We start from the raw sequence: 16,233 nt of genomic DNA, 5'->3' as shown, positions 1-16,233 counted from the left end.
GTCAGATGCCCAGGCGGGCGGCGAGGCCGTCGAGGATGCAGTCGAGGGCGGTCTCGAATTGCCAGCGCGGATCGTCCTTGCGCCGAGCGGCCCCCAGGTACGCGTGGAAGGTCGGGTATCGGCCCGTGCTCATCAGGTAGGTCATCTCCGGGGCCAGGTGCGTTCGCAGTGCGTGGCCGTCGGCCGCACCCCGCACCTCCATCAGCCGCAGGGTGGCCACCTCGGAGGCGGTACGGCCCTGCACGTACGCGCCGACCGTGTCCACGGCGACCATCAACTCGTCGGGCGGAAGGTCGAGTTCGGCCAGCGCGGCCATCCCCCACTCCACCGACGCCAGGCGATTCGGCGTGAGCGAGATCGCCGCCCGCGCCGACGGCAGTTGCACCAGCCACGGATGCCGCAGGACGATCTCGCGCGTGCTGGTCGCGAGCGTGCGCAGCGTGGCCCGCCAGCCCGCGCCGTTCTCGGGCGCGGTCAGCTCGCCGTAGACCCGGTCGACCATCAGCTCCAACAGGTCGTCCTTGCCCGACACGTACCGATAGGCCGCCATCGGCGCGACGCCCAGCTCGGTCGCCAGCCGCCGCATCGTCACCGCGTCGATGCCCTCGGCGTCGGCAATCGCGACCGCGGCCTCGGCGATCCGGCCCGAGGTGAGCACGGTACGCGGAGCGGGAGTCGGGTTGTCCAGCCGCTCCCACAGCGAGACCCGACGTTCGCCGCCCGCATCCGGCTCCGCCTCTGCCTCTGCCGGTGACGACTTCCTCTTCTGGCCGGCCATGAGTGCGGTCCTTCCGAAGTGCGATGGATGCGGCGATGCGACGGAGGCCGCGGATACGTCGAAGTTCTGCGTACAACGTATCAAGAGTGGACGCCGTACACACTGCTGTGTACGTTGTATCTCGACGGATACGTCGTACACGGACACCGAGGAGTCACCATGCCCGCCACCACTCCCCTGCGCCTCGCGATCATCGTCGGCAGCACCCGGGACGGCCGCTTCGCACCCACCGTCGGCGGATGGATCCGCGCCCGTGCCGCCGAACGCAACGACCTCACCGTTGACGTGGTCGACCTGGTCGAGACCCCGCTGCCCACGGTGTTCCCGGCCTTCGGGCAGCCGCCGGCGCCCGGCACCGCCGAACTGCTCGCCGAGGTCTCGCCCCGACTGGCCGCCGCCGACGCGTTCGTGATCGTCACGCCGGAGTACAACCACAGCTTCCCGGCCGCGCTGAAGAACGCGATCGACTGGCACAACCCGGAATGGCACGCCAAGCCGGTCGGCTTCGTGTCCTACGGCGGGGTATCCGGCGGTCTGCGCGCGGTCGAGCAGCTGCGAGTCGTGCTGGCCGAACTGCACGCGGTCACCGTCCGGGACACGGTCAGCTTCCACGGGCACTGGGACAAGTTCGACGCCGAGGGCGACGCGGTAGACCCGGCCTCGGACGCCGCCGCGAAGACCATGCTCGATCAGCTCGTGTGGTGGGCGCACGCCCTGCGCAACGCCAAGGCCGTGCGCCCGTACGCGGCCTGACGCCTCCTTGCCCGTCCGTACCCCACCACCCACCACGGGGGCAGCGCCATGTCACACGCGACCGACACCCCACCCACCAAAATCCCCTTCGGCATCGTCGGCCTGGTCCTCGGCATGTTCCTGGGCATGCTCGACGGCACCATCGTGGGCACCGCACTGCCCACCATCGTCGGCGACCTCGGCGGCCTGGACCGGCTGTCCTGGGTGGTCACCGCCTACCTGCTCGCCGCCGCCGCGGCCACCCCGATCTGGGGCAAGCTCGGCGACCTCTACGGTCGCAAGGGCGCGTTCATGGCCTCGATCGGCGTGTTCCTGGTCGGCTCGATGCTCTCCGGGATGTCCCGGGACATGAACGAGCTGATCCTTTTCCGCGCCGTCCAGGGACTGGGCGCGGGCGGCCTGATGGTCGGCGCCTTCGCGCTGATCGGCGCGCTCGTACCGCCCCGCGACAGCGGCCGGGTGCAGGCGCTGTTCGGCGCGATCATGCCGATCGCGCTGGTCGGCGGACCGCTGCTCGGCGGCTTCCTCACCGATCACCTGAACTGGCGCTGGGCGTTCTACGTCAACGTGCCGGTCGGCCTGCCGGCGCTCGTCATCGTCGGCTTCGGCATCCGGCTCGACACCGTGCGGATCAAGGCCCGGATCGACTATGCCGGCGCCGCCCTGCTCACCACCGGGATCGTCGCACTGACCCTGTTCGCCGGCTGGGCGGGCACCACCTACGCGTGGACCTCGCCGCAGATCCTCGGCCTGGCCGGGCTCACGGTCGTGGCGCTGGCCGCGTTCGTCCCGGTCGAGCGGCGCGCGGTCGAACCGATCATCCCGCCCCGGCTGTTCGCCGACCGCAACTTCGCCGTGGCGCAGGTGCTGAGCTTTCTGGTCGGCGCGGTGATGATGGCCGCCACCAACTACCTCCCGCAGTACATGCAGTTCGTCCGGGGCGCCTCGCCCACCGCGGGTGGCCTGCTGCTCCTGCCGCTGATGTTCGGCATGCTCGGCGTACAGATCACCAGTGGCCGACTGATCAGCCGGACCGGTCGCTACCGCGTCCACCCCATCCTGGGCGGTGCGCTGATGATCGTCGGGGCGCTCGTGCTGCTCGGCCTCGGTGTGGACACTCCCACGGCCGCGGCCTCGGCACTGACCCTGTTGATCGGCGTCGGTGTGGGCTTCGTGATGCAGAGCACCATGCTGATCACGATGAACAGCGCCGACCCCCGCGACCTCGGTGCGGCGAGCGGCACCGCCACGCTCACCCGCACGATCGGCGGCTCGCTCGGCGTCGCGCTGCTCGGCGCGGTGTACGCACACCGCTTCGAAGGCAGCCTGGGGTCGCAGGACGGCCGGCCGGGCTCCGGCGGGGCCGACCTGACCCCGGCCGCGCTGCGCGAATTGCCCGCCGCCACGCGGGACGCCTTCCACACGGCGGTCACCAGCGGCCTGCACGGCGTGGTGATCGGGCTGGCGATCCTGTCCGCGCTCGCGTTCGGGTTGTCCTGGTTCGTCCGCGAGGTCCCGTTGCGCTCGGCCCCCGGCGCACCGGGTGGACCCGCCGCGTACGACACCGCGTCCGAAGTCGCGGCCGACACCGCTCCGGCACCCGCCGGGGTGCGCGCCGGGTCGAACTAAGCTTCCGGGCGTGGACACCCCAGAACGTACTTCTCCCTGGTCACCCGGCAGCGCCACCGGGGTCGGTTCCATGCCCGGTGAGGACATCCGCGAGACCGTCAAGATGGTGCTCGGCCTGCTGACCGACCTGCCGCACCTGCCCGAGTTGCCCGCCCGCGGGCCCGGTGCCGACCTGACCGGCCGCTCGGCCGGGATGCTGGTCGACCTCTACACCGACGTGCAGCCCTCCGGGTGGCGCTTCGTGGACCGCCCCGGGCGCGACCACCGCCGGGCCCGCTCGTACCTGGGCCAGGACCTGGACGCCCTGGAGGAGTTCACCCAGGGCTACACCGGTCCGCTCAAGATCCAGGTCGCCGGTCCGTGGACGCTCGCCGCCACGATCGAACTGACCTACGGCGACAAGGCGTTGGCCGACCCGGGCGCATGCCGGGACCTGGCCGTGTCGCTCGCCGAGGGCATCCGGCTGCATGTGGCCGAGGTGGCTCGGCGGATCCCGGGCGCCGACCTGGTGCTCCAGTTGGACGAGCCCGCGCTGCCCGGCGTGATCGCCGGCGACGTGCCCACCGCCAGCGGCTTCGGCCGGTTGCGGGCGGTGGACAAGGCGGTGGTCCGGGACACGCTGCGGGACGTGATCGCGGTGGCGGGCGTACCGACCGTCGTGCACTGCTGCGCACCGGGCACGCCGGTCACGCTGCTGCGTCAGGCAGGTGCGGCGGGCGTCTCGCTCGACTTCTCGCTGCTGCGGCAGTCCCAGGACGAATCGATCGGCGAGGCGGTCGAGGCCGGCTTCCGCTTCTTCGCCGGGGTGGTGCCCGCTCTGCCCCCGGAGAGCGAGGCGTCCGAGGTCGGGCCCGGTGTGGGAGCGCGGCCACTGTCCGACCCGCCCGGTACCGTCAGGTCTGTCGGAACGTTGTGGAACAGGCTCGGTTTTCCGCCGGAGTCCCTGGCCGAAGCCGTCGTGGTGACCCCCACGTGTGGCCTCGCCGGTGCCTCTCCGGCGCATGCCCGGGCCGCCCTGTCCCACAGTGTGGCTGCCGGCCGGGTGCTTCGGGACGACCCCGAAGGTGCCATGTAGCGAAACGCGGCGGCGCGCCTGGGCGGCCCGTCCGCGGGACGCCGCGAACCCCATTCGAACTGGTGGCGCTGGAGGGCGACGACGTGGCTGGTGCGACGACCGGAGTGGACGAGATCCCGGCCGAGGTGCGCGAACGCGCCGCGACCCTCGCCCGTGAGCTGGAGGAGCACCGCTTCCGCTACTACGTGAAGGACGCGCCGGTCGTCAGCGACGGCGAGTTCGACGCGCTGATGCGGGAGCTGGAGGCGATCGAGGAGGAGTACCCGGCGTTGCGCACGCCGGATTCGCCGACCCAGAAGGTCGGCGGCACGTACTCGACCGACTTCGCCTCGGTGGACCACCTGGAGCGCCTGCTCAGCCTCGACAACGCGATGAACGAGGACGAGCTCGACGAGTGGGACGACCGACTCACCCGCGAGCTGGGCACGGGGTCGTTCCACTATCTGTGCGAGCTCAAGATCGACGGACTGGCGATCAACCTGCTGTACGAGAACGGCCGGCTGGTGCGCGCGTTGACGCGCGGGGACGGCCGGACCGGCGAGGACGTCACGCCGAACATCCGCACGATCGCCGAGATCCCGACCCGGCTGCGCGACGACGGCGGGCACGACGTACCCGAGCTGGTCGAGATCCGCGGCGAGGTGTTCTTCCCGATCGAGAAGTTCGACGAACTGAACGCGCGACTGGTCGAGGCCGGCGAGAAGCCGTTCGCCAACCCGCGCAACGCCGCTGCCGGATCGTTGCGGCAGAAGGATCCGCGGGTGACCGCGTCCCGCCCGCTGCACATGATCGTGCACGGCATCGGCGCTCGCCGGGGCTTCGACATCGACTGCCAGTCGCACGCGTACGAGCGCCTGCACGCGTGGGGGCTGCCGACCGCGCAGCACAACAAGGTGGTCGACACGATCGACGAGGTGAAGGAGTTCGTCCGCTATTACGGCGAGCACCGCAACTCCGTCGAGCACGAGATCGACGGCATCGTGATCAAGGTCGACGAGATCCCGATCCAGGGCCGGCTCGGCGCGACCTCGAAGGCGCCTCGGTGGGCGATCGCGTTCAAGTATCCGCCGCAGGAGGTCAACACCAAGCTGCTCGACATCGAGGTGGGCGTCGGGCGTACGGGTCGGGTGACGCCGTATGCGGTGATGGAGCCGGTGACGGTGGCGGGGTCGGTGGTGGCCTATGCGACGCTGCACAACCAGAACGTGGTCAAGGCCAAGGGTGTCTGGATCGGCGACACCGTGGTGCTGCGCAAAGCCGGTGACGTGATCCCGGAGATCCTCGGCCCGGTCGCCGACCTGCGTCCCGCGGACGCACGCGAGTTCGTGATGCCGACCGAGTGTCCGGAGTGCGGCACCGAGTTGCGGGCGATGAAGGAGGGCGACGTCGACGTACGTTGCCCCAACGCCCGGTCGTGCCCCGCGCAGCTGCGCGAGCGGTTGTTCTATCTCGCCGGCCGCAAGGCACTCGACATCGACGGCATGGGTTACGTCGCGGCGACCGCGCTGACCCAGCCGTTGGAGCCGGCCGAACCGCCCGTGGTCAACGAAGGCGACCTGTTCTCGCTGACGGTGGAGCAGTTGCTGCCGATCAAGGTGGTCGTACGCGAACAACGGACCGGCATGCCCAAGATCGACGAGAAGACCGGCGAGCCGAAGGTCGTGTCGTTCTTCGCCAACCAGAAGGGTGAAGCCAAGCAGACCGTCGCCACGCTGCTGGAGGGCCTGGAGAAGGCCAAGACCCAGCCGCTGTGGCGGATTTTGACCGCGCTGTCCATCCGGCACGTCAGCGACACCACCGCCCGGGCCATCACGAGCGGCTTCCACGACCTCGACCGGCTCGCCGCGGCCTCCGAGGAGGAGATCGCCGCGGTCGACGGCGTCGGCCCGATCATCGCCAAGGCGGTCACCGAGTGGTTCGCCGAGGACTGGCACCGCGAGATCATCGAGAAGTGGCGCGCGGCCGGCGTGCGGCTCGCCGAGGAGGGCGCCGACGAGGAGAAGCCGCCCGGCCCGCTCGACGGAATCGTGACGGTCGTCACCGGAACTCTCACCGGGTACACCCGGGACAGTTCCAAGGAGGCCCTGGAACAGCGCGGCGCCAAGGTGACGGGTTCGGTCTCGAAGAAGACCGACTTCGTGGTCGTGGGCGACAATCCCGGCTCCAAATACGACAAGGCCGTGCAACTGGGCCTGCCGATCCTCGACGACGAGGGCTTCGCCGTACTCCTGGACGAGGGGCCCGAGGCGGCCCGCGCGTGGGTGGCCGAGCGCGCCGGCTGAAAGCGCTCCCTCGCACCGCCGGAACGACCTACCCTGGGCGGGAGCCTGCCCACCCGGCGGCTCGGTGCCCCACAGGCGTACCCGTCCCGGCGCCCGGGATGCCGCCCGACGAGGCCGCAGGGAGCAGGCGCATGGGTCGGATCGGCAGGACGGACCTGTCGCGACTGGCGCGACCACGCGCGTTCTTCATCCACACCGGGATAGTGGCGCTGGCCGGCGTTTTCGCGCTCGTCGTGCCACCGGCGATCGCCGTGGCCGACGGTCGTTGTCCGGTCCCGCTGACCCCCGGCGTGTGGATCATGCTCGCGCTGGTGTCGATCGACGGCGTGTACACGGCGCTCACGCGCCGGGGGTTGTACATCCCCGGCGCGATGCCGTCGATCGCCATCACGTTCGGCCTGCTGCTCGTGCACGGATGGCAGGTCGCCGCGCTGTGGCAGACCGTCCCGGTCCTGGTGTCCGGCCTGCTCAGAGGCGATTCGTGGTGGCGGATCGGCTACACGATGGGCCACTACGTACTCGCCTTCGTCGCCGCCGACGTGGTGCTCGGGTTGTTCGACATCGAGCCGGGCCCGGACGAGGCCCGCGGGCTGCGCGTGGTGGACTTCCCGGTGGTCGCGCTGGCCGGGCTCGCGATGGCGGCCGTGTCCCAGACGTCCGGGTGGCTGGCGCGGGCGAGTTGGCGCGGGACGAGTGTGTTCACGCTGATGCGGGCCGAGGTGCGGGCGCGGCTGGTCTCGCACGGCGCGCTGATCGGCCTGTCCCCGCTGATCGCCGTGGTGGCCGCCGAACAACCTTGGCTGCTCCCGCTGTTCGTACTCCCGCTGCACACCCTGTACCGCAGCACGATGGTTCGCTTCGACCGCGAGCAGGAGTCGCGGCACGACGCGCTCACCGGTCTGCCGAACCGGCGGTTGTTGCTGGAGCGCGGCGAGGAGGCACTGGGTCGGGCCGGCGGTCGTGGCGGTCGGGTCGCGCTGTTGCTGCTCGACCTGCACCGCTTCCACGAGGTCAACGACACCCTCGGACACGTCGCGGGCGATCGGCTGCTGCAGCAGGTCGGCGCGCGACTGGAGACACTGGTCCGCCCGGGGGACACGGTGGCCCGACTCGGCGGCGACGAATTCGCGCTGCTGTTACCGGGGTTGGACATGGGCTCGGACCGACAGACCGCGCAGGAACTGGTCCTGGGCCTCGCGCATCGCATCGTGGACCGGCTCGGCGAGCCGTTCGACCTGGACGAGTTGACCCTGGACGTGGAGGCCAGCGTCGGCGTGGCGATCTTCCCGGACCACGCGAGCGATGTCCTGGGCCTCCTGCAATTCGCCGATGTGGCCATGTACTTGGCCAAACGCTCGCGCAGCGGCGTGGAGCTCTACGACGACTCGCGCGACGTGAACACCCGGGACAAGCTGCTGCTGCTGGGCGATCTGCGCCGGGCGTTGGACAACCACGAGGTCGAACTGCACTATCAGCCGAAGGTTCGGCTCGTGGACGGCCGGGTGGACGGCTGCGAGGCACTGGTGCGCTGGCGGCATCCGACCCGGGGCCAGGTCTCGCCCGAGGAGTTCGTCCTCTTGGCCGAACAGACCGGGCTGATGCCCCGACTCACCCGCTACGTGGTGGACGTCGCGCTGGACCAGGTGGCCCGCTGGCACGCGGAGGGCATCGACGTCCCGGTCGCGGTGAACATCTCCGCACGCGACATCCATGTGCCCTCGTTCGCCGACTCGGTGGCTGCGGGGCTGCGCGAACACAACGTGGCGGCGGGCGCGTTGCAACTGGAGATCACCGAGCGGGTGCTGCTGGAGGAACCACAGCGGGCCGCCGAATCGCTGGACGCACTGCGTCGGTTGGGTGTGCGGCTGTCCCTGGACGACTTCGGTACCGGCTACTCCTCGCTCGTGCACCTGCGGCACATCCCGGTGAGCGAGATCAAGATCGACCGCTCGTTCGTGGCCCGCCTGACCATGAACGAGGAGGACGCCGCGATCGTCTGCTCGATCGTGCAACTGGCCCACTCGCTGGGCCTGCGCGTGGTCGCCGAGGGCGTCGAGGACGAGGCCACCTACCAGCGGCTGCGCGAACTGGGCTGCGACGCGGCCCAGGGCTGGTTGATGTCCAAGGCGCTCCCGAGCGACGAGGCCACCGCCTGGCTCCTCCGCCACGGCGCAGGCGCCCACGCAACCCCCGCGGCCCCGATGGAACTCCACCACCACCGCCGAGCGGACGTCGGCTGACCACGACGGGTGTCCTTCCGGCGGCACCCCGGCCCGGGTGCCATTCGCGCGAGCGCCGACGACCCGACGGCCGCCGAGTGCGGGGCGGAACAAGGGTGTTCCGCCCCGCACTCGGTCGGCGGTCGGGCCGGATCGGCTCCGGGTGCCGGGTCAGCCCGTCGGGCCGCGTCCGCTACTCGAGCCTCGGTAGCCGAGGTCCTGCCGGACGAAGTCCTTCAACACGGCGTGTGGTGACGTGATCGTCGCGGTCGTCCGGCCGGCTCGCACCACTGCGGCGGAGTTGCCGCCGTAGGCCAGCGGGAACAGCTTCGCCTGGAGGCCGGCGGTGGCCTGATAGGGCTGCGCCTTTCCGCCGATGGACGCGTTCACCGTCGCGGGCGCGGTCAGGAACGAGAGCACCTCCACCGTGTCGCGCGGGCTGTTCGTCCCGCTCCTGGGGTTCATCAACCTGGTCTGCCCGCCCGAGGTGGGCCGAGCCGCGGCGAATTGCACCCGATGGGTCAGATAGACCGTGTCCCGGGTGATCACCGGCCAGGCACCGGTCTTGAGCCGGGCCAGGTAGTACGCCGAGATGTCCACCCACGTGTGCCCCGAGTTGGCGGACGGCGCGAACTGGGTGCCCTCCGAGTAGTCGTTCCAGGTGGTCAACTGCACCCAGTCCGTACCGCCGTCGATCGCATTGCTCCACGTGGTGCGCAGGTTCTCGGTGTTGTTCGCCTCGTCGTAGATGCCCTGGTTGGGCCGCTCGTCCTGGACCGCCACCGGCTGCATCCAGATCTTGCCGAGGCTGTGTGCCTTGGCGATGTCCTGCTTGATGTTGCCCTGCCGATCGGGGCTGCGGTTGCCCCAGTTGGAGAAGCCGTAGCTGACGGCCGCGTACTTGTCGGCGTTCGCACCGAAGTTGAGGAACACCGGTACGAGCGCGACCTTGGTCTTGTACGTGTTCGCCATGGTCGCGTTGAAGTCCGCCCACCACTGGGGCGAAACCTGCTCGGCCTTGAACGGCGACACCACGACCCGCCCGTCCGCCAACCGCTGTACCACCTTGGACGCGGCCAATTCGTTCATCGACGCGGCCAGCGCGGCGGGTGTGATGTCCTTGAGCGCGGTCATGTCCGGCATCACCACGATGTCGAACTCCGGATCGACCGTCTCCGCCGCCTTGATCAACGTCTTCAACCGGGTCCAGTGCGCGCTCGTGGTGGACAGCACGTCCACCGTGAAGCCGTCGATGCCGGCTGCGGTCGCCTCGCGCACCTCCTGCTGCATGTCCTGCAGCGCCCAGTCGCCGGTGCGCACGTCGCGCGGCTTGGGCCGGTCGCGCAGGAGTCCGCCGTAGGCGGCGTGCTTTCCGCTCTCTCCGTTCGGGTCGAGATAGTTGCGGGCGTAGTAGTCCCGATCCGCCGGTGCGTTCTCGAACGAGGCGGGATAGGGGGTGAAGTAGTGCGCGTACACCTTCTTGGTGCTCGCGCGCAGTGCCGCCGTGGACGGCATCGCGAACGGAAGCGGCCCGGCGGAGGGGGCGGGCGCCGGGTCGGATCCCTCGGTCCAGGTCACGGTCGCGCGGGGCGCTTCCTCGGGTTTGCCGCGGGACGACTGGAAGACGGCATGCGCACCGCCGGCCGAGGTCACCGCGAAGGAGTAGCTGCCGTTGCCGGTGAACGCTCCGGAGACGTCGATCGGTGCGCGCTGCCAGGCGGTGAAGCCCTGTCGCGTCCCGACCTGTGCGCCGAGCGCCGGTTGGTTGTTCCAGGTGAGCTTGTCGGCCTGCCAGGGTGCGGTGACCTTGTGCACCCGTACGGTCGTGTCCACCGTGCGGGCCGGGGTGAACTCCAGGGCGAGCTTCACATCACGTGCGCCCGCCGGCACACCCGACACGTCGACGCGGACGAACGCGCGCTTCTCGGCGTTGACTTGGCCGTCACAGGTGGCCGTGCACACCGACAACCACGTGACGTCGGCGTGCGGTTTGGCCGGTCCGGCCTGACTGACGTAGCTGTCCTCCATTCGGATCGTCGCGGATGGGCCGTCGTCCTGCCGGCCCACCGCCACCCCGACCGTCGCGGCGATGCCGACGGCAAGAAAGACGGGCAGAATTCGCTTTCTCAGACGAACCCGCAATGAACCCTCCGAGGGTTGCGACGTGTTGTTCCGACCTCATCGGTCGTACCGGTGCGGGACGCCTTCACGGCTGCCGAGCACCGCTCGCCGGGAGCCGTCTCGGCTCCGCACGCGGTCGCGTGAAGATTAGGGGACCGGCGAAGTTCGGACAACGAATGGCTCGAAATCGTCCGTTCCGGAAAGTCCACCTGCGCAATATGGACTCTTTCCCGATTCGGTCCTCGATCCGTAATCGCCGGATTCCGGGATTCTCCGGATTATGGTGCTGTCCGAGGGACGAACCCGAGGAATGGGGAACGACATGTTGGTGATCCGAGCGGCACGCGCCTTCGACGGCGAACGGGCGCTCCCCGGGCCGGTGTCCGTCTTCGTGGCGGACGGGCGAATCGTCGGGCTGGAGTCGGGCGAGGCGCCCGTTCCGGACGGCTGGAACCTGGTCGAACATCCCACGGCGACCGTCCTGCCGGGCCTGTTCGACCTGCACAGCCACCTCGGCGGCGACAGTCGCGACGGCGCGCTCGACCGGCTGCCCGAGTACTCCCCCGAGCAACTCGACGCGGTGATCACCGACTCGTTACGTCGCGAACTGGCCGTCGGGGTAACCGTGGTACGCGATCTCGGCGACCGTGACTGGTCGGTGCTGCACCGGCGCGATCGGGCGGCCGACGGCCTGCCCGCGCCGACGATCCTGGCCGCCGGGCCGCCGATCACCAGCGCCAGGGGGCACTGTTGGCGATTCGGCAGCGAGGTCGTCGGGCCCGATCGACTGCGTGCGGCCGTTCGGGAGCGGGCCGAGCGCGGCGTGAACGTGGTCAAGGTGATGGGCACCGGCGGCACGATGACCCCGGGCACCGACCTGATGCGCTGTCAGTTCACCCTGACGGAACTGCGCCTGATCGTGGACGAGGCGCACGCCGCCGGACTGCCGGTCACCGTGCACGCACACAACCTGCCCGCCGTCGAACAGGCCCTCGCCGCAGGCGCGGACGGCATCGAACACTGCACCTGCCTGACCGACCGGGGCGTGTGGATCTCCGACGACCTGCTGCACCGGCTCGCGGCGCGGCAGGTCGCCGTGTGTCCCACGCTCGGTACCGACCCGGACGCACTCCCGCCGCCGTCGGTACGGGAGTTGCTGGAGCGCCTCGGACTGACCCGGGAGGTCCGGCTCGCCCTGGTGGCCCGCGCACACCGGGCCGGGGTCCGCATCGTCTCCGGAGCCGACTCGGGGATCAGCGCCGCCAAGCCGCACGGGAGCCTGCCGGCCGCCGTCGCCGACCTGGTCGCGGGCGGCATCCCGGCAGCCGAGGCGCTCGCGTCGGCCACCTCCCTCGCCGCCGACACCGTCGGCCTCGGCGGGCGCAAGGGCCGCCTCCGTGCCGGCCACGACGCCGACCTCCTGCTGTGCGCCGGCGATCCCCTCGACCGCATCGAGGCACTCACCGCCGTCACGGCGGTCATGGTCGCCGGCACGTGGGCGGACCTCGCTTGAGCCCTCGGCGCCGTGGACGGTGGATCAGCTCGGCGCGTACGTCGGGCGCGGCGGGACCGGGCCGGGTGCGGTCGGCGGCCTGCGGGTGATGCGGCGGCGGCGCCACAGCAGGCCGGCCGCGAGCAGCACGACGAGCGCGCCGAGTACCGACAGCAGCCAGGCCGGGATCCCGGCGACGGTCAGCAACTCGTCGCGGTAGGTGGCCCGTTGATAGCCGTTGTCGCGTGCGGCCGGGCGCAGTTCGTGGTCGTCGACGATGTCGGCCGGAATCGGGAAGTTCTGGTCGAACGCGGTCAGGAAGGCCGGCTTGCCGTCGATCGGTGCCAACCGGTCCGCGATACCGGTCGACTGCCCGGCGCCCGCCGATCGTGCGGCGTCCGGCTTGCCCGCGTACAGCACGTTCGGGGTCGCGCCACCGATGTCCGAGCGCGGCTGCATGCGGTGTGCGGCGACCACGTACAGCCGCAAGTGCTGCGGCACCTTGGCCAGTCGGGACAGCCGCATGGGATAGACCAGGCGATCCGAGGCGAAGCTCAGGTGCAACGGATCCAGGCTGCCGCGCAGCGTGGCCGGCCGGACGCCGCCGCCGGCGGGCGCCTCGGGCGCGAGCCGGATCGCCACGTACTCCCAGTGCTGCCGCACGTACGGCTCCAGCGCGGTCGCGAGCGCGGGAGGCAGGTGGAAGCCGTTCTGCGTGAGCCAACTCCCCAACGCCTGCGGGTCGTCGGCCGCGAGGCGTGCGACGTCGAACGGGCCCAACCGCTCGCGCCCGACCACCTCGACCCCACCGGCACCCGGCGCCGCACCGGCGCGAGGAGACCTGTCCCCGCCGCCCGAATCGTCGGAGAGGGGCCAGTCACCCGACCTCGGCCAGAAGTAGTGCCGAACCCGCTCGACGGGTGCCACCACCCGCTCCAACTCACCGAACAGCGCGCTGTTCCCGAGCGTCACGCTCGCCCGCGACGGCACCGGCATGATCCACGCCGCCGATTCCGCGTCCCCGGACACGGTCAGCTGCATGTCGATCTCCTCGACGCGCCCGTCCCAGCGCACCACCGAGGTCTCCCGGCCCACAGTCAGCGTCCGCCCGCCGGCCGGCACCGCCGCCCCACACCCGCAAGCCCATGCGGGCTGCGCCACCATCAGCACCTGGATCGACACCACCGCCAACACCAACCGCAGCACCCGATCCCACCAGGCCCCCCGTACACCCATCACGCACCATCCCCATAGCCGCACAGCGAACACCCCTGCGACGCACCCCACCCCGACCCGGTTCCCCCACGCAACGGGCCACACCCGGGCGCGGAGACGAAGCGACTCGCACGAGGCGGGGACGGGGGCGTGGATTCGCGGGAGCGCGGACGCGGGCTCGCGGACCGGAACCGGGCGTGTATTCGACAACCTTCGGACGATCACGATCAACTTTCGTTGCTGCCGCACCCGTGTCGGGGGCCGGCATCGTCAGGGCTACCCAGACAGCCCGCACGGCGTCGAAGGCGGTGCGGGCACGTCGTGCGGGCACCCATCGGCCCCCGGGTACACCCCCGGCCCGGGGGCCGATTCCCGGGATCGGCAAGGCCAATGGCCCCGCCGCCCGTCCTCACCCGCCGCCGCAGACCCGCTCCCGCGTCGGCGCATCGACGGCTGCGGGCAGGGCACCCTCGCCTACCTTCGGACTCGCCAACGTGCCCGGCGCGGGCGGCTTCTCGTCCAGGCGGAGATACACTTCCCGGCCCCACGGCCGATCCCCGGCGCGGACGTCGAAGGCCCCCCACACCTCGTACGTACGCACCGCCTCTCGTCCCTTCACGAACACGAAGGTGACCGGTTCGTCGTCGCTGCTACGAGGCAGCCGTACGGACTCGCCGTACCGTCGCGCCATGGTGTCCTCCGCGGCGCCCAGATAAACGGTGTCCCAGGCGAAGTCCGTCACATCGCGCAGCCTCAGCACCCCGTCCCGACAGATGTCCCGCTGCGCCCGCTGCTGAAAGGAACGCTCGTCGTCCTGCCGAAACACCTCCGATACAACGGACCGAAAGCTCCCCGACGCCGCGTACAACCCGCCCACCAGCACAAACGGCGTGATCAACATCCCGATCAGGCAACCAAGAAGAGGAGACTTCCAATCGACCGATTCCCCAACCTGCGCTACCTCTTCGACGCCGTAGGCCCCGTCGGCTCCATCGACCTCGCCAGTCCCGTTGTTCCCGTCGACCTCACCGACTTCGGACCCCGTGTCGTCCACTTCCTCAGACATCGAACGACTCCGTCTTGCCTTTTCGATCCGCTTCCCAGGTACGACCGGGCGGTACGTAGTCGCTGTAGGTGAGTTGCCCGTCGATCCCGACCACCACGGTCCGGCCGTTGCGTACGGCGTGTTCGACCATGTCCGCCAGTTCCTCGGTCGACTTGCCGTTCGCTTCGACGGCTATCCGCCGACCGACCTCGTTGTTGAAGAGGTCCATCGATTCGGAAGTGCGCTTGAGTGGATCCGGGTCCGCACCCATCTCGTGCGCCGTCGTGTACCGAGCCGCCCATTCGGGCCCGAAATTCCGCGCCAACAACGCGTTCCAATATGTGTGTCGAAACGCGTCGGCATGGCCCTCCAGTTCACCCTGGCCGGGGAAACGTTTGCGGCACTCCTCCCACGCCTGATTGCCGATCAGCATGTACCGGGCCCGTTCCTCGGTGGAGAGTTCGAGCAGCATGGCCTGCTCGGACGCGGGCCGTCGGTCATTGAGATGGGGAATCCGGCTTTCGATCGGGTTGGGCGCGAAATCGACCAACTCCTGGTCACCGACCTGATATTGCGTGGCGATCTCGCTCAAGGGCACTCGCATGGTGCGTTCGAGCGTGTAGTCGGCCTCGGCGGCCTTTCCTCGCGCATTCGCCAACAGACGGTTGAACTCCTGCGCCAAACCCGCCCGTTGCGCCATCTCGGTGTCGGTCAGCCGGCTCGTCGGACCGCAATCGTAGGACTGCGGGATGAGCAGTTCCGGTCGCATGGCCGACTGCTCGACCAGGACGGGTTCCATTCCCAACTGCGCGGCGATCTCCAGACAGCGGCCGGCGGTCGCCTGGGCTGCGGCGAGGCTGTCGGCATAGCCGTACAGGGCCTGCACGATGACCCCGACGCGATCGGAAATCTCGGTCAACCGGGCGCGTCGAAGGGTCAGTTCGGCCCGCAATCCCTCGGCGGCCGCACCCTGCCATGTGGCCGAAGTCTGTTCCACGACTCGACCAAGGGTCTCATTGGCGCGACCGGCGCCCATGCAGTTGAGAAGGAGGTTGCCGGCTCCGGTGCGCACGGACATCGGGTCACCGGGGATGAGGGCCCGGACGTCGTTCACTGGCCCTCGAACATCGCCGCGATCCGAGACCGCGCCGGCGCGGGCGGGGTCACGAATGAATCCTTGTTTCGAATCTCCGTCGAGGTGTACTGCTCCGCGTTCGCCCCCAGCCCGCGGCGAGCGCTCTCGATCTGCTCCGCAACTGTGGCATACACCTTCGCCACATACTCGAAAGCTCGCTCGGTGGTGGCGGCGGATGTGGCCGAGTACGTGTCGGGATGCGGCATCCGACCCACGAGATCGCCGCTCGACCGTAACGCGCCCGCCGCTTCGCCCAGTTGCAACCCTGCCTGCGCCAACTGCTCGGCATCGACCTCGAAAGCTTGGCCCACTCTTTCCTCCCCCATGGTTGGTCCACCAATCAGGAGAAAAGCTAGCGGCCCAACCCCACGGCCGGGAAGCACGCACGGCACCGTCACCCCGCGACACGCGCCCCGCCGGGCGAACCGGCTCCGGACGCGAGGCAGGTCCTTCCCATGCCCTCGGCCCCACCCCGGCGCGCGCCCCGAA

General features: G+C 70.2%; 12 protein-coding genes. 6 read left to right on the top strand and 6 right to left on the bottom strand.

Going from position 1 to position 16,233, the window contains the following annotated elements:
* Position 1 precedes the first annotated feature (1 nt).
* Positions 2-778, bottom strand: coding sequence for a TetR/AcrR family transcriptional regulator (locus ACFZBU_RS01000; RefSeq protein ID WP_391581326.1), 777 nt, complete (start codon positions 776-778; stop codon positions 2-4).
* A 159-nt stretch (positions 779-937) separates the two neighbouring features.
* On the opposite strand from ACFZBU_RS01000, the gene ACFZBU_RS00995 reads away from it, so the two are divergent.
* From ACFZBU_RS00995 to ACFZBU_RS00975, 5 genes are all read left to right on the top strand, one after another.
* Entirely contained in the window at positions 938-1,531 is a 594-nt protein-coding gene (locus ACFZBU_RS00995) for an NADPH-dependent FMN reductase (RefSeq protein WP_391581325.1), read from the top strand.
* Positions 1,532-1,579: 48 nt separating this feature from the next.
* The gene (locus ACFZBU_RS00990) at positions 1,580-3,160 is read left to right on the top strand and encodes an MDR family MFS transporter (RefSeq protein ID WP_391581324.1); all 1,581 of its coding nucleotides are present in this window, start codon (positions 1,580-1,582) and stop codon (positions 3,158-3,160) included.
* Positions 3,161-3,230: 70 nt separating this feature from the next.
* Positions 3,231-4,235: a methionine synthase gene (locus ACFZBU_RS00985; RefSeq protein WP_391581777.1), complete on the top strand. Its 1,005-nt coding sequence runs from the start codon at positions 3,231-3,233 to the stop codon at positions 4,233-4,235.
* Positions 4,236-4,318: 83 nt separating this feature from the next.
* On the top strand, positions 4,319-6,517 hold the full coding sequence (gene ligA / locus ACFZBU_RS00980; RefSeq protein WP_391581323.1) for an NAD-dependent DNA ligase LigA: 2,199 nt from the start codon (positions 4,319-4,321) through the stop codon (positions 6,515-6,517).
* 131 nt (positions 6,518-6,648) lie between these two features.
* Positions 6,649-8,757 (top strand): putative bifunctional diguanylate cyclase/phosphodiesterase, encoded by a 2,109-nt coding sequence (locus ACFZBU_RS00975; RefSeq protein ID WP_391581322.1) that lies wholly within the window; start codon positions 6,649-6,651, stop codon positions 8,755-8,757.
* Between the two features lie 150 nt (positions 8,758-8,907).
* Here the strand turns inward: ACFZBU_RS00975 and ACFZBU_RS00970 are convergent, their stop codons facing one another.
* A complete protein-coding gene (locus ACFZBU_RS00970) occupies positions 8,908-10,764 on the bottom strand; it encodes an endo-1,3-alpha-glucanase family glycosylhydrolase (RefSeq protein WP_391581321.1) in 1,857 nt (618 codons plus the stop codon).
* A gap of 415 nt (positions 10,765-11,179) precedes the next feature.
* Between ACFZBU_RS00970 and ACFZBU_RS00965 the strand changes: the two genes are divergently transcribed.
* A complete protein-coding gene (locus ACFZBU_RS00965; protein WP_391581320.1) occupies positions 11,180-12,370 on the top strand; it encodes an amidohydrolase family protein in 1,191 nt (396 codons plus the stop codon).
* Between the two features lie 24 nt (positions 12,371-12,394).
* Here ACFZBU_RS00965 and ACFZBU_RS00960 read toward each other — a convergent pair whose 3' ends face one another.
* The 4 genes from ACFZBU_RS00960 to ACFZBU_RS00945 all read right to left on the bottom strand — a co-directional run bounded on the left by ACFZBU_RS00960 (position 12,395) and on the right by ACFZBU_RS00945 (position 16,055).
* Complete coding sequence (locus ACFZBU_RS00960; protein ID WP_391581319.1) at positions 12,395-13,585, bottom strand: DUF2330 domain-containing protein; 1,191 nt, start codon at positions 13,583-13,585, stop codon at positions 12,395-12,397.
* Between the two features lie 388 nt (positions 13,586-13,973).
* Complete coding sequence (locus tag ACFZBU_RS00955; protein ID WP_391581318.1) at positions 13,974-14,630, bottom strand: hypothetical protein; 657 nt, start codon at positions 14,628-14,630, stop codon at positions 13,974-13,976.
* A complete protein-coding gene (locus ACFZBU_RS00950) occupies positions 14,623-15,606 on the bottom strand; it encodes a DUF6973 domain-containing protein (RefSeq protein WP_391581317.1) in 984 nt (327 codons plus the stop codon). Before ACFZBU_RS00950 ends, ACFZBU_RS00955 begins: the two co-directional genes overlap by 8 nt.
* Positions 15,607-15,719: 113 nt before the next feature.
* Positions 15,720-16,055, bottom strand: a complete 336-nt coding sequence (locus tag ACFZBU_RS00945; RefSeq protein ID WP_391581316.1) for a hypothetical protein — start codon at positions 16,053-16,055, stop codon at positions 15,720-15,722.
* Between the last annotated feature and the right edge of the window lie 178 nt (positions 16,056-16,233).

The organism is Embleya sp. NPDC008237 (assembly GCF_042956465.1).
Lineage (GTDB): Bacteria > Actinomycetota > Actinomycetes > Streptomycetales > Streptomycetaceae > Embleya.
This window is presented reverse-complemented; position numbering and strand designations above follow the sequence as displayed.

Excerpts from the sequence above, each read along its gene's own strand:
- ACFZBU_RS01000 (WP_391581326.1), bottom strand. The coding sequence starts at position 778 with ATGGCCGGCCAGAAGAGGAAGTCGTCACCGGCAGAGGCAGAGGCGGAG.
- ACFZBU_RS00995 (WP_391581325.1), top strand. The coding sequence starts at position 938 with ATGCCCGCCACCACTCCCCTGCGCCTCGCGATCATCGTCGGCAGCACC.
- ACFZBU_RS00990 (WP_391581324.1), top strand. The coding sequence starts at position 1,580 with ATGTCACACGCGACCGACACCCCACCCACCAAAATCCCCTTCGGCATC.
- ACFZBU_RS00985 (WP_391581777.1), top strand. The coding sequence starts at position 3,231 with ATGCCCGGTGAGGACATCCGCGAGACCGTCAAGATGGTGCTCGGCCTG.
- ACFZBU_RS00975 (WP_391581322.1), top strand. The coding sequence starts at position 6,649 with ATGGGTCGGATCGGCAGGACGGACCTGTCGCGACTGGCGCGACCACGC.
- ACFZBU_RS00970 (WP_391581321.1), bottom strand. The coding sequence starts at position 10,764 with ATGGAGGACAGCTACGTCAGTCAGGCCGGACCGGCCAAACCGCACGCC.
- ACFZBU_RS00965 (WP_391581320.1), top strand. The coding sequence starts at position 11,180 with ATGTTGGTGATCCGAGCGGCACGCGCCTTCGACGGCGAACGGGCGCTC.
- ACFZBU_RS00960 (WP_391581319.1), bottom strand. The coding sequence starts at position 13,585 with ATGGGTGTACGGGGGGCCTGGTGGGATCGGGTGCTGCGGTTGGTGTTG.
- ACFZBU_RS00955 (WP_391581318.1), bottom strand. The coding sequence starts at position 14,630 with ATGTCTGAGGAAGTGGACGACACGGGGTCCGAAGTCGGTGAGGTCGAC.